The organism is Cutibacterium sp. LaCa_255, assembly GCF_057458005.1.
Map to the genome: position 1 here is coordinate 1,445,571 of NZ_CP190956.1, position 15,669 is coordinate 1,461,239.

Genomic DNA, 15,669 nt, shown 5'->3' on the forward strand with positions numbered 1-15,669 from the left:
AAGGAGGCCCCTGTGGGACTTTTCGACTGGCTCAGACCCAATCCCCGGCAGGTGTCCAACCACCAGCTGTCCTCGAGCTACAGCTTCTTGTTCGGGCCCACCAGCTCCGGGCGCACGGTCACCGAACGCTCAGCGATGCAGATGACTGCGGTCTATTCGTGTGTGCGGATTTTGGCTGAAGCTATCGCTGGTTTGCCGCTGCATGTGTATCGCATCGAGTCGGACGGATCGAAAGTCAAAGCCACCGATCATGGCTTGTATCGGCTTCTTCACGATGAGCCGAACCCGGAGATGACCAGCTTCGTCTTCCGCGAGACGCTGATGACGCATCTGCTGTTGTGGGGCAACGCCTACGCGCAGGTCATCCGCAACGGCCTCGACGAGGTCATCGGCCTCTATCCGCTCATGCCCAACCGGATGAGCGTCGGCAGGGATGATGCGGGCAGGCTCTACTACGAGTACCAGGCCATCAGCGACGAACCCGCTGGCCAGTGGTCTCGCATCCGGCTTTCGCCTGCTGACGTGCTGCATATTCCTGGGCTCGGGTTTGATGGGCTGGTGGGCTATAGCCCGATTGCGATGGCGAAGAACGCGATCGGTATGGCCATGGCCACTGAGGATTACGGCGCGAGTTTCTTCGCTAACGGGGCTGCCCCCGGTGGGGTGTTGGAGCATCCGGGCACGATCAAGGACCCGTCTCGGGTGCGTGAGTCTTGGCAGCAAACTTTTGGTGGGGCCCGCAACGCCAACAAGGTCGCGGTGTTGGAAGAGGGCATGAAGTACACGCCCATCTCCGTCTCCCCGGAGCAGGCGCAGTTCTTGGAGACCAGGAAGTTTCAGATCAACGAGATCGCCCGGATCTTCCGCATCCCACCGCACATGGTGGGAGACCTCGAAAAATCGAGCTTCAGCAATATTGAGCAGCAGTCGTTGGAGTTCGTGAAATACACGCTCGACCCGTGGGTCATCCGCTGGGAACAAGCCCTGACCAAGACGCTGCTGAGCCCGCGTGAGAAGCCGAGCGTGTTCGTGAAGTTCAACCTTGAAGGTCTGCTGCGCGGCGACTACGTCTCGCGCATGAACGGCTACGCGGTAGCACGCCAGAACGGGTGGATGAGCGCGAACGACATCCGCGCCCTGGAAAACCTTGACCGTATCGCTGTCGCTGATGGTGGCGACGTGTACCTGGTCAACGGCAACATGCTGCCGCTATCCATGGCCGGGGCCTACGCCACCAAGGGGCAGGAAGAACCAGCGGGGTTGGAGCCGTCAGAAGGCGGTTCGCCTCCTGGCGGGCCACCAACTGAACACAGAGTTGAAAGGAGGAGCCGGTGAGACGGTTCTGGAACTGGGAGCCACCCGCTCCCGACACATCTGACCCGGCGGGTAGCGATACCAGCCGGGTTTTGCGTATCAACGGGGTGATCGCTGAGGAGTCATGGTTTGACGACGACATCACCCCGGCCCTGTTCGCCTCCGAGCTGGCGGCAGGTTCCGGTGATGTGACGGTGTGGATCAACAGCCCCGGCGGCGACGTCGTCGCGGCAGCCCAGATCTACAACATGCTCCTCGACTATCCCGGACACGTGCGGGTGTGCATCGACGGGATCGCGGCCAGTGCCGCCAGCGTGATCGCCATGGCAGGTGAAGTCGTGGCGATGAGCCCGGTGTCGATGCTCATGATCCACAACCCCGCCACCCTCGCCGTCGGTGACGCCGATGAGCTGGGCCGTGCCATCGACATGCTCGCAGCGGTCAAAGAATCCATCATCAACGCCTACGAGCTGAAAACCGGGATGAGCCGGGCCAAGCTCGCTCGCCTGATGGATCAAGAGACCTGGATGGACGCGCGTGCTGCCATCGCGATGGGTTTTGCCGACGGCTACCTCACCGGCAACGCCCCGAAGGTCACCGACCCCGATGAGGACGACGATGAGGGGCCGGACACGAAGCCACCGTGGCCGCCGAAGACCGGAAACCCAGCCCCGCTCGCCGATACCGCCAGCGGGGTGTGTTTTGCCCGAAAGCCCGCCGAGCAGCGCCTCGTCGCGCACCTGACCGACACGCCACCAGCCACCCAGCCACCAACCCCAGCGCCCGTACGGCTCACGGGTCGTCGGGTGGTGGACCTGTACGCCGCCCTGGTCAATCACACCCACTAACAAGCAAGGAGAACCCTTTCCCATGTCCACGATGACGATTTCTGACCTGCGTACCCGCCGCGCCGACACCTGGGAGAAGGCCAAGGCCTTCCTCGACGAGCGCCGCGACACCACCACCGGCTGCCTCTCCGCCGAGGACGACCAGACCTACGCCCGCATGGAAGCCGACATTGAACGGCTGAGCGCCGAGATCGCTCGCGCCGAGCGCGCCCAGCGCCTAGACGCTGATCTGGCCCGCGCCACGAATACGCCGCTGACCTCGATGCCCGGCCAGACCGGCGAGGAGAGCGAACCCAAGACCGGCCGCGCCACCGCCTCCTACAAGCGCGCCTTCTGGGATGCGATGCGGCTCAACGCCTCTCCCATGGAGGTGCGCAACGCCCTGTCCGAGGGGGTCGATTCCGAGGGCGGCTACCTCGTCCCGGACGAGTTCGAGCACACCCTCGTGCAGTCGCTCGCCGACCAGAACATCATGCGAGGGCTTGCCAACGTCATCCAGACCACCAGCGGGGACCGCAAGATCCCGGTCGTCTCCACCCACGGCAGTGCCGGGTGGCTCGATGAGGGCAAGCCCTACACCGAATCCGACGAGACCTTCTCCCAGATCACCCTCTCGGCGTTCAAGCTCGGCACGTTCCTCAAGATCAGCGAGGAACTGCTCGGCGATTCGGTCTTCGACGTCGAGGCCTACCTCGCCGCCGAGTTCGCCCGCCGCATCGGTGCCGCCGAAGAGGAGGCTTTCCTTGTCGGTGACGGCAAGGGCAAGCCGACCGGCATCTTCGACACCACCGGTGGTGGCATCTCGGATGTGACCACCGCGAAGGCCACAGACATTACCGCCGATGAGCTCATCGACCTGCACTACAGCCTGCGCGCCCCGTATCGGGCCCGGGCGGTGTGGCTGATGAACGATGCCACCGTCAAGACCGTGCGCAAGCTCAAGGACAACCAGGGCCAGTACCTGTGGCAGCCAGCGCTCACGGTTGGTGCCCCGGACATGATCCTGGGCAAGCCGGTGCACACCTCCACGTTTGTCCCTGAGATCAAGGCGGGCGCGAAGACCGTGGCGTTCGGTGACCTGTCCTACTACTGGATCGCTGACCGGCAGGGACGCTCGTTCAAGCGGCTGAACGAACTGTTCGCCACCTCCGGCCAGGTCGGTTTCCTCGCCTCCCAGCGCCTGGACGGCAAGCTCGTCCTGCCCGAGGCCGTCAAGATCCTCACCCAGAAGGCCGGAGCCTAAAACCCCCACGCAACGAATAGGAGGTGGCAGCCATGAACCACCAGCTCATCGACCAGGTCAAAGCCAACCTCATCCTCGCCCACGACGAGGATGACGAGCTCATCGCCAACCTGGTGGTAGCTGCCACCTCCTATGCCACCGCCTACCAGCACTTGCCTGAGGACTACTACGAGGCCCACGAGATGCCCGGTTCGACCCGGCAGGCGATCGTGATGCTCGCCAGTCACTTCTACGAGTCGCGTGACGGGTCTACGGCCGGGTTCTGGTCCGACAAACCCGATGCCGCCAAGGCCATGTGGGGCGCGGTGAACACGCTGCTGCGCCTTGAGCGCGAATGGAAGGTCTAACCCATGGCAGGCATTGGCAGTATGCGAGAAACCATCGACCTCATCACCCCCGTGGCCCGAAGGGACGCTGCGGGTTTTACCGCTAGCGCCGAGCAGGTGGTCGCCTCGGTGCGCGCCTACCGAGAGGTCCGGCACGCCAGCTCAGCGTGGGTGAACCGTGCGGCCTACACGCATGCAACCGTCTTGTTCCGCATCCGCACCATCCCCGGGCTCACCGTCTCAGAGGTCATGCAGATCACAGCTTGCGATGGCCGCTACGTCATCGACACCGTCGAGCCCATCGGCGGCTACATCGAGATCCTTGCCCACCGTCTGCAACCGGAAGGAGCCCATCATGGCGCGCGTCCAGATCCGACTCCCCAATAAGTACATAGACGCACTCGAGGCCACCTCACGCCTGCTGGACACTGCAGCCGACGAAGTTCTGACAGCTGGCGCGAACGTGGTCGAACCACGCATGCGAGCCAACCTCGCCGCCGCGATCGGGCAGGCGACCACCACGCCGTCGCGCTCAACCGGCCAGCTCCTCGGGGCCCTGGGTGTCACGAGCGTGAAGGTCAACTCACGAGGCGATCACAACGTCAAGGTCGGTTTCGCCGAGAACCGCCGCGATGGCAGGTCGAACGCGCTCATCGCCAACGTGCTTGAGCACGGCAGGAGCAACCAGCCCGCACGCCCGTTCCTGGCACCGACACGCTCCCAGACCAGACGGGGCGCGGTGGAGGCGATGAAAACCGTGCTTAAAGCCAAGCTCGACGGGATCACACCATGACCATCCCGCTTTTGGAAACCCTCACCACGGTCGCTGACCGGCTTGATCTGCCGATCGCGGTGAGCCTGTTTAGCGCCTCGCCCGCACCGGATACCTATCTGGTGGCCACCCCGATCGGCGACACGCTGGAGGTGTTCGCCGACAACACCCCGAGCGTCGAAGTCGAAGAAGTCCGCCTCGGCCTGTTCACAACTGGCAACTACCTGACCTGGCGAGACACGCTCACCCACGCGCTCGTCGACGCGGGGCTGGTGGTGACCGCCAGACGCTACATCGGCTTCGAGGACGATACGGGCTACCACCACTACAGCTTCGATATCAGCTGCCACCACCCGTTTTAACGAAAGGACGAATCACCCATGGCCACGATTGGTCTTGACAAGCTCTACTACGCCACGATCACCGAAAACCCCACCACCGGCGAGGAAACCTACGCCAGCCCGAAGCCACTGGCCAAAGCGATCTCAGCGGAACTCTCCGTCGAGGTCGCCGAGGCGATCTTGTATGCCGACGATGGGCCCAGCGAGATCGTCAAGGAATTCAAATCCGGCACGCTCACCCTCGGCGTGGACGACCTAGGAGCAGAAGCCGCAGCGGCACTGACCGGTGCCACCCTGGATGCCAACGGGGTGCTCATCTCGTCCTCGGAAGACGGCGGCACACCGGTAGCGATCGGGTTCCGTGCCGCCCGCTCCAACGGCACCTTCCAGTACTTCTGGCTCTACCGCGTCAAGTTCGCCCTGCCAAGCACCACGCTTGCCACCAAGGCCGACTCGATCACGTTCTCCACCCCGAGCATCGAGGGCACGATCCTGCGCCGCAACAAGCCAGACGCGAAGGGCCGCCACCCGTGGAAAGCCGAAGCCACCGAAGGCGACCCCAAGGTCAAGGCCGAGATCATCACCGGCTGGTACCAGTCCGTCTACGAGCCCGCCGCCACCAGCCCCGGCAAGTAAAGGAGCCCGCTCATGACAAACACATCCTCGATTGATGTTGCCGGGCGCAGTGCGACCGTGACGATTGGTGGGAGCGAGTACGAGCTGGTGCTCACCACCAAGGCCACCCGGCTGATCGCCGAGCGCTACGGCGGGCTGGACAAGCTCGGAGCCGCGTTGGAGACCTCCGAGGACCTCGGCCAGACACTGACCGAGGTGATCTGGCTGATCACGCTACTGGCCAACCAGTCAGTGCAGATCCACAACCTCACCCACCGCGACAACCCGCGCCCGCAGTTGACGGAGGACGAGGTGGAGCTGCTGACGGTTCCTGCCGATATCGCCGACTACCGGGGTGCGATCGCTGAGGCACTGCAGCGAGGCACCCGCCGCGACATCCTCACCGAGCCAGCCCCAAAAGTGAGCCCGGCAGCGGACGGATAGTCGAATCCGACCGGGCAGTGTTCACCCGCCTGACCTACATCGGTTTAGCCCACCTCGGCCTGAGACAAGACGAGGTGGGCCTGATGGTCTTTGGTGAGCTCCTTGACCTGGTGGACTGCTGGCGGATCGAGACAGGACGAGCGAAACCAGCACGGGTGTGGTTCATCGACGACATCATCCCGCCCGGGATCTAACCCCACTGACAGGCAGGTGAATCCTCATGGCTGACTCATCGTTTGGTCTCAAGATCGGTCTGGAAGGTGAACGCGAGTTCAAGCGGGCCATCACCGACATCAACCGTGAGATGCGGGTGCTGGGCTCGGAGATGAAACTGGTGGCCTCCCAGTTCGACAAGAACGACAAGTCCACCCAGGCGCTGGCCTCCCGCAACCAGGTGCTGACCAAAGAGATCGAGACCCAAAAGGCCAAGATCGAAACACTCAAGGCCGCGCTGGAGAACTCGGCCGCGTCGTTCGGGGAGAACGATTCGCGCACGAAAAACTGGCAGATCCAGCTCAACAACGCCGGTGCCGAGCTCAACGAGCTGGAAAAAGAGCTAAAGGCCAACAATGATGCGCTCGGCGAGTTCGGTGACGAGGCCGACGGTGCAGGCGATGATGCGAAAGACGCTGCCAAGGATGCCGGGCATTTGGAGGACGCGGTCGATGATCTCGGCGACGAGATGGACGACACCGGGGATAAGACCCGGATCTTCGGGGACGTGCTCAAAGCGAACCTGGCCGCCGAGGCGATCGTCGCTGGTGTCAAGGGCATCGGCAAGGCGATCACGAGTATCGGCCGGGGTATGGCCGATGCGTTGAAGGACGGGGTGGAGTACAACGCCCGCATGGAGCAGTACACCACCAGCTTCACCACGATGCTCGGCGATCAGGCAAAAGCCCAACAGCTGGTCAACGACCTGAAAACCCAGGCCGCGAAGACCCCGTTCGGCATGGAGGATTTGGCGAAGAACACCCAAACCCTGATGGCGTTCGGTATCAGCGCCGACGAAGCTACCCGCAGACTAGGCCAGCTCGGTGATATCTCCCAAGGTGACGCGCAGAAGATGGAGTCACTGACGTTGGCGTTCGCCCAGATGTCCTCGACAGGCAAGCTGACTGGCCAGGACCTCAACCAGATGATCAACGCCGGGTTCAACCCGCTGGAGGAGATCTCCCGCAAGACGGGCAAGTCCATCGGCGAGCTGAAAGAGGAGATGGCCAAGGGCGCGATCAGCGCGGACATGGTCGCTGACGCGTTCGCTTCGGCAACCGAGGAAGGCGGCCGTTTCCACGGGGCGATGGAAGCCCAGTCGAAAACCTTCACCGGACAGCTCTCTACCATGCGCGACGGCATCGACAACCTCAAGGGCCTGCTCGCCCAAGGTTTGACCGACGCGCTGGCTGGCACGGTCATGCCGATGGTCAACGGGTGGATCGATGAGCTCACGGCAGCCTTCGAGCAGGGCGGAGCCCCGGCGTTGATCGACAAGCTCGGCGAGATCCTGCAAGAAGCACTCGCGTTCATCGCCGAGCAGCTGCCGATGGTCGTCGAGACCGGCATGTCGATCCTGACCGCCCTGCTGGAAGGCATCATCGAGGTGTTGCCGTCGGTGGCCGAGACAGCGGTGATGCTCGTCGTCGCACTAGTCGAGGCGATCATCGAGGCGCTGCCGTCACTGTTGGAAGCAGCCCTGCAGATCATCGCCACCTTGGTCACCGGTATCGGTGAGGCACTCCCGGAGCTCATCCCGGCGGCCGTGGAGATGATTGTCGCCCTGGTCCAAGGGCTGGTCGATGCGCTGCCAATGATCCTGGATGCCGCGTTGCAGCTCATTTTGGGGCTCGCCCAGGGCCTGCTGGAGGCGATCCCGGTGCTCATTGAGGCGCTGCCGCAGATCATCACCTCGATCGTGGAGTTCCTCATCGGGGCGATCCCGCAGATCATCGAGACCGGTATCGCGTTGTTGACCTCCTTGGTCGACGCGCTCCCGGAGATCATCACCGCGATCGTGACGGTGCTGCCACAAATCATCACCGGCATCATCACCACGCTGCTGTCGGCCCTGCCGCAGCTCATCGAGGCTGGCGTCAAACTACTCACCGCCTTGATTGGGGCGCTGCCGCAGATCATCAGCACGATCGTGGCCGCGCTGCCGCAGATTATCGCAGCGATCGTCTCGGCGATCGGTGGGGCGATTCCGCAACTGGTCATGGCGGGTGTCGAGCTGTTGACCGCGTTGATTACGAACCTGCCGCAGATCATCTCGACCATCGTGGCGGCGATCCCTCAGATCATCACCGGGATCGTGGGCGCGGTCGGTCAAGGGGTCGGCCAGATGGCCTCTGCTGGCGCGGACCTCGTGCGGGGCTTGTGGAACGGCATCCAGTCGCTGGCAGGCTGGCTCTGGGACAGGGTTACAAGCTGGTGTTCTGACATTTGGGATGGCATCACCGGCTTCTTCGGCATCAACTCGCCGTCCAAGGAAATGGCGTGGGTCGGTGACATGCTCACCAGAGGCCTGGCCGGAGGTATCGAAGACACCGGAAACCGCGCAGTCGCAGCCGCCGAGGACGTCGCCGCAGACACCCTTAAGGCCATGAGCGAGCTCACCAGCGGTATCGACGTGCCGATCACCACCAGCCTGGAGCCGGTCGATCTGACCCCAACCCACCTGCAACCACCGCTTGCAACCACCAGCCACAGCGCTGTCGGCCAGGAGGAAGGGCGCGCAGGAGAGGTGGCGGGCATCGTCGACCAGACCGCCCGGGCACTGCTGGAGGCCATGGACATCAAGGTCGTGCTCAACGACGGCGCGCTGGTGGGCAAACTCGCTCCCGGCATCAACCGCCAGTTGGCTCGTATCAACTCCCACCACACGGTGCTCGCTACAGGAGGAGGTGTCTGATGCATGGTTTCACTCTCGACAAGACAGTGTCCTCAACGTCGCTGGGCCTGCGGCTCACCGGCCCGGTCGACCTACCTGTCGCCGAGCGGGTCACAGACGATATTGAGGTGGCGGGCAGAGCCGGGACGCTGACCCGCCTGGGCGGCTGGCATGACACGTCGATCACGTTGCCGCTCGCGATCACAGGCAGCCTGGCCGCCTACCACAAAGCCGCACTGGCGCTGACCCGGGCGGCGACCATTCACCTGTCCCACCAGCCCGGGGCGTTCCACAAGATCAAACACGCCTCCATTAGCCCACTGCGCGCGGACATGTCCTCGTGGGGATTCTTCGAGGCGCACCTGGTGTGCGAGCCGTTTAGCTACCTGGATTCTGGGCTGACCACCCACACGCTCACCGCCTCCGGGCAGATCACCAACCCTGGCCTGGTGGATGCGGCACCGATCATCACGATCAGGGGCACCGGGGCGTTGACGCTGACGATCAACGGGGCCGCCTATCGCGTTCAGTCACCGGCAGGGCAGATCACCCTGGACTCGGCGCGGCTTGTCGCGCACGTGGCAGGCCGGGTGCAAACCGACGCGCTGACCGGCACGTTCCCGATCCTTACTCCAGGGGTCAACCGGGTCACTTTGGGTAGTGGCATCTCCAAAGTCGAGATCACCGGGAACTGGCGAAACCCCTAACCCGGCCCATCTCTTTGCTCCCAGTGCGCCCGTAGCCGTTTCTTTGGCTGCGGGTGCACGTCTGCGAAAGGAACACCACCGATGCTCACCGTGCATGCCCCGACTGCCACCACGTTCACCGCCACCGGCGAGGGTGTCCTCGACCCTGAACTGATCGACGCCCGGGTCGTTGAGGAACTCGGCGGAGCCTACCAGCTGACCGTCACCTATCCAGCCGATGGGCCGCTGGCCTCAAAGCTGGTAGTCGAGGCGATCATCGCAGCCCCTGTTCCCGGCACCACCATCCGGCAAGGGTTTCGTATCCACGAGGTCACAACGAGCCTGGACGGGCTGTTGGAGGTCACCGCCTTCCATCTGTTCTACGACCTGGCAGGCAACTTCATCGCCGACACCTTCGTGGTCAACAAAACCCCCAAGGCAGCCCTCGATCAGCTCCTTAGGTCTGCGACCACGCCGCACCGGTTCACCGCGACCAGCTCCGATACGGCCACCAGGGCCTCTGCGCGCGTGGTGCGGATGAACCTTGCCGCCGCGATCATGGACCAGGGGTCGGATAACACGTTCGCTTCCCGGTGGGCCGGAGAGCTCACGCGCGATAACTGGCACATCCACCACGCCGCCACACGCGGCGCAGATCGTGGGGTCGTGATCCGCGATCGCAAGAACCTCACTGGTTACACCTCGACCATCGATCTGACGAGCGTGGTCACCCGGATCGTGCCGGTCGGGTTTGATGGGATCACCCTGCCCGAGCTCTACGTCGACTCACCACACCTGAATGCCTACGCGATCCCGCATATCAAGGTGATGCGCTACCCGGACATCAAAGCGATCGCCGACGCAGATAACCCCCGCGAGGACGAAGTACCTCTGCCGCAAGCACACGCCCTTCTGCGTCAAGCCGCTAAGACCGAGTTCACCACCAACCACGTCGATACGCCTGCCGCGAGCTACACCGTCTCGTTCGTTGATCTCGCATCGACTGCCGAGTACGCCGACCTCGCCGAGCTGGAGACCGTCCTGCTGGGAGACACGGTGACGGTACAGCACGCCGACCTGGGCATGTCCTTGTCCGCGCGGGTCGTCGGCTACGAATACGACCCGCTCCAGCAGGCGTATGTCTCGGTGGAGCTCGGGTCGGTTGCAGGGAAGTTCACCCAGATCACCCGCCAGATCACCACCGCGCAGACGGCCGCCCAGATGGCTGCTGATCTTGCTGGCGTGGCGCTGGCATCAGCGGACGGGAAATCCACCAACCATTACGGGCCGAAACAGCCCGCTGCCGCCCGCCTCGGGGACACGTGGTTTAGGGACAATGGCGAGAGCATCGAGATCTGGATCTACCAGGTCACCGACACCGGCGAGCCCGGCTGGGTTGCCCTTGCCACGGACCTCAACCATGCTCAGGTCAGCGCTGAGCTCGCCGAAGCTCGCGCTGAGGTGGAGGCCGCGAAAACCGCTGCTGACGATGCCCAAGCTGCCGCTACCGCTGTCGCTGCTCGCCTCACCGTAGCCGAAACCGAGATCAGTCAGGCGCGCGAAGCAGCCAGCCAGGCCGAAGCCACAGCACGGGAAGCTGAGGCTGTAGCCGGAGAGGCTGGCATGAAGGTGACCGGGCTTGAGAGCTCAGTCTCCCAAGCGCAACACCGTGCCGATACGGCCTACGAGACGGCACGGCAGGTTCAAACCAGTAATGAGGCCCGGTTCACTGAGCTGACGAACGCGGATAACAGCCTCGCCTCGTCACTTTCAATGATGGCCAGCGACCTGAACCTGCGCGTGCGCTCAGGCGAGATCATCTCCCAGATCAACATCTCACCCGAAACCATCTTGATCGCCGGTGAGCGCATACACATCACCGGCCGAACCAGTATCGATGACGCCACGGTCACTACCGCAATGATCGCCAACGCGGCGATCACCGACGCCAAGATCGCTAACCTGTCGGCTGCCAAGATCACCACCGGTACGCTCGCGGCTGCCCGGATCGCAGCAGGGTCGATCACCAGTGACAAGCTCACGATCGCTGATGGGTTCATCAAGACGGCCATGATAGCTAACGCGGCAATCACGGACGCAAAGATCGGTTCGTTGTCGGCCTCGAAGATCACCACCGGCACCCTGTCCGCTGCGCGGATCGCGGCCGGGTCGATCACCAGCGACAAGCTCACGATCGCAACCGGCTTCATCCAAACCGGAATGATCGCGGATGCGGCGATAACCTCGGCGAAGATCGGTGCGCTGGATGCAGGCAAAATCACCACCGGCGTGCTTAATGCCTCGCGTATCGGGGCAAGGTCGATCACGGCGGACAAACTCGCAACAAACGCCATCCAGGTGGGGCTGGCGGGGTGGACGAGCTCCATCCGCATCAGCCCCACACAGATCGCCTGGTACAACGGGTCCACTCTGGAAGGAAGCATCACCTCGAGTGGGATGAATTTCTATTACGGGACTAGGTTTATCGGCAGAACAGGCCAGCAGTATAAAACCGGCAACACGAGTGTGCGAGGGATTTCAAACTCACTGGATACCCAAGGTGACTACATCACCTGGTCGTATAAAAAGCTCCAATCTGACGATTCGTACACCACCATGCTCACCTTGGATCCTCGTGGAAAGTTCTACGGCCATGCAGGTATTCACTTGGGTGCAGAGCTACGCACCCACGGGCACTCGTTTTATACCGGCGAGAACCGTTCCGTTGTCTTGCAAGACTGCACACTCACGGGTAAAGGCACGTTTGCTGGCTGGGCAGGCAGCTCAAACCTATCCAAAGTGGTGTTCCATACCTACGACCTGATGATCGTTACCAACGGGTCGTTCTACAACATGACCCGATTGGTCGACCGAGTTAATGACCTCATGACCCGCGTCAACTCACTGATTCTTTCATTGAACCAAGGCTGGGTGAAAAACATCAACGATGCTGGCAATGGCCGAATCACCTGGAACTACTTCTACAACACCGGATTATCGACCATGTCAACCAACCTCAACTAGAAAACCGAAAGGACACCACAGATGCGATTTCTGCTCCCACCACGCCATCTCCAGCCCACCTTGGAACTCCTTGAGGCGATGCCGCTAGCCGCATCAGCATCCCGTGCACGCACCAAACTGGTGCACCTGCTCAAAGCTGCCTACGCCCGCTTCGCTGAAGACGAATACGATCTAGTGGTCCACTACGCCACCTGCCACGACGACGGCACCCCAGTAGTCGACTCTCACGGCATGTTCACCCTCAAAGACCCCGACACTGCTGCCGAGTTCCACTCCCACCACGACACACTCCTGAACACGCGCGTAGAAGTAGCCGGAGCCACCTATGAACAACACGCCTGCGACATCCTCGACTTTCTTAAATCTTCAACCATGGAACTCTCCGGCTGCCAAGCAGAAGCCTACGACGCGCTCTACGACGCCATCACCGAAACCGTCGCCGGAGGTCAGCAGCACCCATGAACAGCCCAGCCACCCCAATCACCACACCCGTGACCAGTGACGACGAAGAAGGGATCGTTGAGGTCATCAGCAGCGGACCGTCATCTCGCCACACCGTCTCGGCCACCCCAGCCACGGATCAACCGCCTGCCGCGCCCACCGAACACACCGGGACGATCGACCTGTACGAGCCGATCCTGGAGATCCTCACCAGCCCGGAAATCTAACCCCAAACCGCACTCCCAACAGGCCCACACCACTTCGGTGCGGGCCTTTGTCGTGTGCCCACAAAACGGGAAGGAACCCACTTTCTATGTCGCTCAAAGCTATCTGGGCCACGATCCAAACCGGCCTGGCCGGGGTCGGGGCCGTCATCGGCGCGTTCCTCGGAGGCCTCGACGGCCTGGTGTACGCGCTCATCGCCTTCGTCGTAGTCGACTACATCACCGGCGTACTCGCCGCGATCGCCGAACGCCGCGTCTCCTCAGCCATCGGGTTTCGGGGCATCTCCCGCAAGATCCTCATCTTCACCCTGATCGGACTTGCCCACCTGCTCGACGTGCACGTCATCGGAACACCCGGAGCGCTACGCACCGCCACCGTCGTGTTCTACCTGTCCAACGAAGGCATCTCCCTGATCGAAAACGCCACCCGCCTTGGGCTGCCCGTGCCTGATCACATTCGCCGCGCCCTGGACCTGGTCACCCGTGACGTGACAGGCAAACCCGACCTCGAACACCACCCCAACCAAACCACCCCAGCAGAAAAGGAGAACCTCTGATGAAGAACTGGGCCACCCTCGAAGCCGACGAAAACCGGCTGATGAACAAGCACTACAGTGCCGGGCGAAGCGGACGGAAGATGAACAAGGTCATCATCCACCACAACGCAGGCAACCTCACCATCAAGTCCATCTGGGACGTGTGGCAGACCCGCCAAGCATCCGCCCACTACCAGGTCGACTCAGGCGGCCGGATCGGCCAGCTCGTCTGGGATCGCGACACCGCTTGGCATGCAGGCAACTGGGATGCCAACACCACCTCCATCGGTATCGAGCACGCCGACATCTCCTCCAAGCCCTGGCGTATCTCCGAGGCCTGCCTTGACAACGGTGCCCACCTCGTCGCGGCCATCTGCCACTACTACAAGCTCGGACGACCCGTGTGGGGTAAGAACGTGTTCGGCCACAAGCATTTCTCTTCCACCGAATGCCCGGCCTCGCTGGCAGGAAGCCAGCATGCGGCCTACATGGCACGCGCCCAGTACTGGTACGACCGCCTGAGCGGCACCAAGCCCGCCCCGACACCACCGGCAAAGCCCACACCGCCCGCACCCAAGCCCTCCGCCAACATCGACGCTCTGGCTGATGCGGTGATCCGAGGCGAGTACGGCAACGGGGACGAGCGCAAGCGCCGACTGGGAAGCAAATACGCCGCCGTGCAGAAACGCGTCAACGAGAAGCTCGCCGGAGGAAGCCCCGCCAAGCCCTCCGTCAACATCGATGCCCTGGCTGATGCGGTGATCCGAGGCGAGTACGGCAACGGTGAGGAACGCAAGCGCCGCCTCGGCGGCAACTACGCCGCTGTGCAGAAGCGCGTCAACGAGAAGCTCGGCATCGGCTAACCCACACGAGAACACTCTCTGGCCCCGTCATCACCTTCATCGAGGTGGTGGCGGGGCCCTTTTCTGCGTTTGCGCAGCTGGTGTTTACCGCAGGTCGTCGAACGGGTCGATGACGGACTGCACTCCACAGCTCGGGCAGATGAACGCGATACGTATTCCCTCGCCTTCGCCTGTAACAAACGGGTCGGGGACACAATCTGAGCCGCATTCTGAACAGGTTCAGTACGACTGGTCGTCGAGAAACACCGGGAGTTCAAAGTCGTCGTTAGTCATCTTCACCCGCCCTTGCTCTGTCGCGGTTCACACGTCGATCGGCCCGCATTGTGAATTGAGCAAAGAATAACTGCCTTATCTGAATAGAGGCGCAAACCCAGCCACGGGTGCGAACGCGGCAGGGAGCTTTGTTTCTGCTGTCCGGTTTCGTCTGGTGCAACCGGCGTATAGGCGACCACCTTTCGCCTCGTTGCCAGGAGGGCCTGCTCATGGCTCTGAACCATACTGATCGCCATCACATTCAGATGATGCGCGCTGCGGGGGTTGCCTACTCTCGTATCGCCGCGCACCTGGATCTCAACGCCAACAGTGTCAAGACCTATTGTCTGCGACACGGCATCACCGTCGATCCTGCCGTTGAGCAGGTCAGCGACCCAGTTGGAGTGTGGTGTTTGCACTGCTGCAAGCCAATCGAGCTCCGGCAAGGATCGAAGTTCTGCTCCAAGGCCTGTCGACGAGCCTGGTGGGCCACCCACCGCAGAGTGGTCACCGAAGAACTGGTCTGCGCGAACTGCCACCGACAGGTCACTGTTGCTCGCACGAGCCAGGTGAAACGCAAGTACTGCTGCCACCCGTGCTACATCCAGCACCGCTTCAACACACGTGGCGGTAAACGATGAACATGGCAGCCGAGCTGACGGCTCATCGCCAGCTCACGCAGGTCAAGCAGCTTCTCGAACGCGGCATCCTCACCCCACGCGAAGCCATCACCGTCTGCCAGCGCCTCAACGCCCCCGATGCGCCGCTGGCCGCCCTACAAAGAGCCTGTTTCGTTGACTATCTCGAGGGTTTGAGGGATGTATGGATACAACCTGAAACCCTGTCTGACTAG

19 protein-coding genes are annotated in these 15,669 nt (G+C 62.5%); all 19 read left to right on the plus strand.

Annotated features, from left to right (window positions below):
• The first annotated feature begins 12 nt into the window (after positions 1-12).
• Entirely contained in the window at positions 13-1,335 is a 1,323-nt protein-coding gene (locus ACP8ML_RS06485; RefSeq protein WP_007000809.1) for a phage portal protein, read from the plus strand.
• The gene (locus ACP8ML_RS06490) at positions 1,332-2,162 is read left to right on the plus strand and encodes a head maturation protease, ClpP-related (RefSeq protein WP_007000810.1); all 831 of its coding nucleotides are present in this window, start codon (positions 1,332-1,334) and stop codon (positions 2,160-2,162) included. Before ACP8ML_RS06485 ends, ACP8ML_RS06490 begins: the two co-directional genes overlap by 4 nt.
• Positions 2,163-2,184: 22 nt before the next feature.
• Positions 2,185-3,405 carry a phage major capsid protein gene (locus ACP8ML_RS06495; RefSeq protein ID WP_274732713.1) on the plus strand — a complete coding sequence of 407 codons (1,221 nt, stop codon included), beginning with the start codon at positions 2,185-2,187 and terminating at the stop codon, positions 3,403-3,405.
• Positions 3,406-3,437: 32 nt separating this feature from the next.
• Positions 3,438-3,752, plus strand: coding sequence for a head-tail connector protein (locus ACP8ML_RS06500; protein ID WP_007000812.1), 315 nt, complete (start codon positions 3,438-3,440; stop codon positions 3,750-3,752).
• A 3-nt stretch (positions 3,753-3,755) separates the two neighbouring features.
• The gene (locus ACP8ML_RS06505; protein WP_007000813.1) at positions 3,756-4,118 is read left to right on the plus strand and encodes a phage head completion protein; all 363 of its coding nucleotides are present in this window, start codon (positions 3,756-3,758) and stop codon (positions 4,116-4,118) included.
• Positions 4,087-4,524, plus strand: a complete 438-nt coding sequence (locus tag ACP8ML_RS06510) for an HK97-gp10 family putative phage morphogenesis protein (protein WP_007000814.1) — start codon at positions 4,087-4,089, stop codon at positions 4,522-4,524. Before ACP8ML_RS06505 ends, ACP8ML_RS06510 begins: the two co-directional genes overlap by 32 nt.
• Positions 4,521-4,865: a hypothetical protein gene (locus ACP8ML_RS06515; RefSeq protein WP_007000815.1), complete on the plus strand. Its 345-nt coding sequence runs from the start codon at positions 4,521-4,523 to the stop codon at positions 4,863-4,865. The genes ACP8ML_RS06510 and ACP8ML_RS06515 overlap by 4 nt, the downstream gene beginning before the upstream one ends.
• An 18-nt stretch (positions 4,866-4,883) precedes the next feature.
• Positions 4,884-5,480 (plus strand): major tail protein, encoded by a 597-nt coding sequence (locus ACP8ML_RS06520; protein WP_005295596.1) that lies wholly within the window; start codon positions 4,884-4,886, stop codon positions 5,478-5,480.
• Positions 5,481-5,492: 12 nt separating this feature from the next.
• Complete coding sequence (locus ACP8ML_RS06525) at positions 5,493-5,903, plus strand: hypothetical protein (protein WP_007000816.1); 411 nt, start codon at positions 5,493-5,495, stop codon at positions 5,901-5,903.
• A 17-nt stretch (positions 5,904-5,920) separates the two neighbouring features.
• Positions 5,921-6,097 carry a hypothetical protein gene (locus ACP8ML_RS06530; protein ID WP_007000817.1) on the plus strand — a complete coding sequence of 59 codons (177 nt, stop codon included), beginning with the start codon at positions 5,921-5,923 and terminating at the stop codon, positions 6,095-6,097.
• Positions 6,098-6,123: 26 nt separating this feature from the next.
• Positions 6,124-8,811: a phage tail protein gene (locus ACP8ML_RS06535; RefSeq protein ID WP_486702903.1), complete on the plus strand. Its 2,688-nt coding sequence runs from the start codon at positions 6,124-6,126 to the stop codon at positions 8,809-8,811.
• Positions 8,811-9,497, plus strand: coding sequence for a hypothetical protein (locus ACP8ML_RS06540; protein WP_007000819.1), 687 nt, complete (start codon positions 8,811-8,813; stop codon positions 9,495-9,497). Before ACP8ML_RS06535 ends, ACP8ML_RS06540 begins: the two co-directional genes overlap by 1 nt.
• Positions 9,498-9,578: 81 nt before the next feature.
• On the plus strand, positions 9,579-12,500 hold the full coding sequence (locus ACP8ML_RS06545) for a phage tail spike protein (protein ID WP_007000820.1): 2,922 nt from the start codon (positions 9,579-9,581) through the stop codon (positions 12,498-12,500).
• Positions 12,501-12,521: 21 nt separating this feature from the next.
• The gene (locus tag ACP8ML_RS06550) at positions 12,522-12,962 is read left to right on the plus strand and encodes a DUF1617 family protein (protein ID WP_007000821.1); all 441 of its coding nucleotides are present in this window, start codon (positions 12,522-12,524) and stop codon (positions 12,960-12,962) included.
• Entirely contained in the window at positions 12,959-13,168 is a 210-nt protein-coding gene (locus tag ACP8ML_RS06555; protein WP_007000822.1) for a hypothetical protein, read from the plus strand. The genes ACP8ML_RS06550 and ACP8ML_RS06555 overlap by 4 nt, the downstream gene beginning before the upstream one ends.
• Before the next feature lie 86 nt (positions 13,169-13,254).
• On the plus strand, positions 13,255-13,722 hold the full coding sequence (locus ACP8ML_RS06560; RefSeq protein WP_007000823.1) for a phage holin family protein: 468 nt from the start codon (positions 13,255-13,257) through the stop codon (positions 13,720-13,722).
• Positions 13,722-14,564, plus strand: coding sequence for an N-acetylmuramoyl-L-alanine amidase (locus ACP8ML_RS06565; protein ID WP_007000824.1), 843 nt, complete (start codon positions 13,722-13,724; stop codon positions 14,562-14,564). Before ACP8ML_RS06560 ends, ACP8ML_RS06565 begins: the two co-directional genes overlap by 1 nt.
• Positions 14,565-15,046: 482 nt before the next feature.
• On the plus strand, positions 15,047-15,457 hold the full coding sequence (locus tag ACP8ML_RS06570) for a hypothetical protein (RefSeq protein ID WP_007000825.1): 411 nt from the start codon (positions 15,047-15,049) through the stop codon (positions 15,455-15,457).
• A 2-nt stretch (positions 15,458-15,459) separates the two neighbouring features.
• Entirely contained in the window at positions 15,460-15,669 is a 210-nt protein-coding gene (locus tag ACP8ML_RS06575; RefSeq protein WP_238318227.1) for a dihydroorotase, read from the plus strand.

Coding starts and splice junctions, on each gene's coding strand:
- ACP8ML_RS06495 (WP_274732713.1), top strand. CDS start 2,185: ATGTCCACGATGACGATTTCTGACCTGCGTACCCGCCGCGCCGACACC.
- ACP8ML_RS06500 (WP_007000812.1), top strand. CDS start 3,438: ATGAACCACCAGCTCATCGACCAGGTCAAAGCCAACCTCATCCTCGCC.
- ACP8ML_RS06505 (WP_007000813.1), top strand. CDS start 3,756: ATGGCAGGCATTGGCAGTATGCGAGAAACCATCGACCTCATCACCCCC.
- ACP8ML_RS06510 (WP_007000814.1), top strand. CDS start 4,087: ATGGCGCGCGTCCAGATCCGACTCCCCAATAAGTACATAGACGCACTC.
- ACP8ML_RS06515 (WP_007000815.1), top strand. CDS start 4,521: ATGACCATCCCGCTTTTGGAAACCCTCACCACGGTCGCTGACCGGCTT.
- ACP8ML_RS06520 (WP_005295596.1), top strand. CDS start 4,884: ATGGCCACGATTGGTCTTGACAAGCTCTACTACGCCACGATCACCGAA.
- ACP8ML_RS06525 (WP_007000816.1), top strand. CDS start 5,493: ATGACAAACACATCCTCGATTGATGTTGCCGGGCGCAGTGCGACCGTG.
- ACP8ML_RS06535 (WP_486702903.1), top strand. CDS start 6,124: ATGGCTGACTCATCGTTTGGTCTCAAGATCGGTCTGGAAGGTGAACGC.
- ACP8ML_RS06540 (WP_007000819.1), top strand. CDS start 8,811: ATGCATGGTTTCACTCTCGACAAGACAGTGTCCTCAACGTCGCTGGGC.
- ACP8ML_RS06545 (WP_007000820.1), top strand. CDS start 9,579: ATGCTCACCGTGCATGCCCCGACTGCCACCACGTTCACCGCCACCGGC.
- ACP8ML_RS06550 (WP_007000821.1), top strand. CDS start 12,522: ATGCGATTTCTGCTCCCACCACGCCATCTCCAGCCCACCTTGGAACTC.
- ACP8ML_RS06555 (WP_007000822.1), top strand. CDS start 12,959: ATGAACAGCCCAGCCACCCCAATCACCACACCCGTGACCAGTGACGAC.
- ACP8ML_RS06560 (WP_007000823.1), top strand. CDS start 13,255: ATGTCGCTCAAAGCTATCTGGGCCACGATCCAAACCGGCCTGGCCGGG.
- ACP8ML_RS06565 (WP_007000824.1), top strand. CDS start 13,722: ATGAAGAACTGGGCCACCCTCGAAGCCGACGAAAACCGGCTGATGAAC.
- ACP8ML_RS06570 (WP_007000825.1), top strand. CDS start 15,047: ATGGCTCTGAACCATACTGATCGCCATCACATTCAGATGATGCGCGCT.
- ACP8ML_RS06575 (WP_238318227.1), top strand. CDS start 15,460: ATGGCAGCCGAGCTGACGGCTCATCGCCAGCTCACGCAGGTCAAGCAG.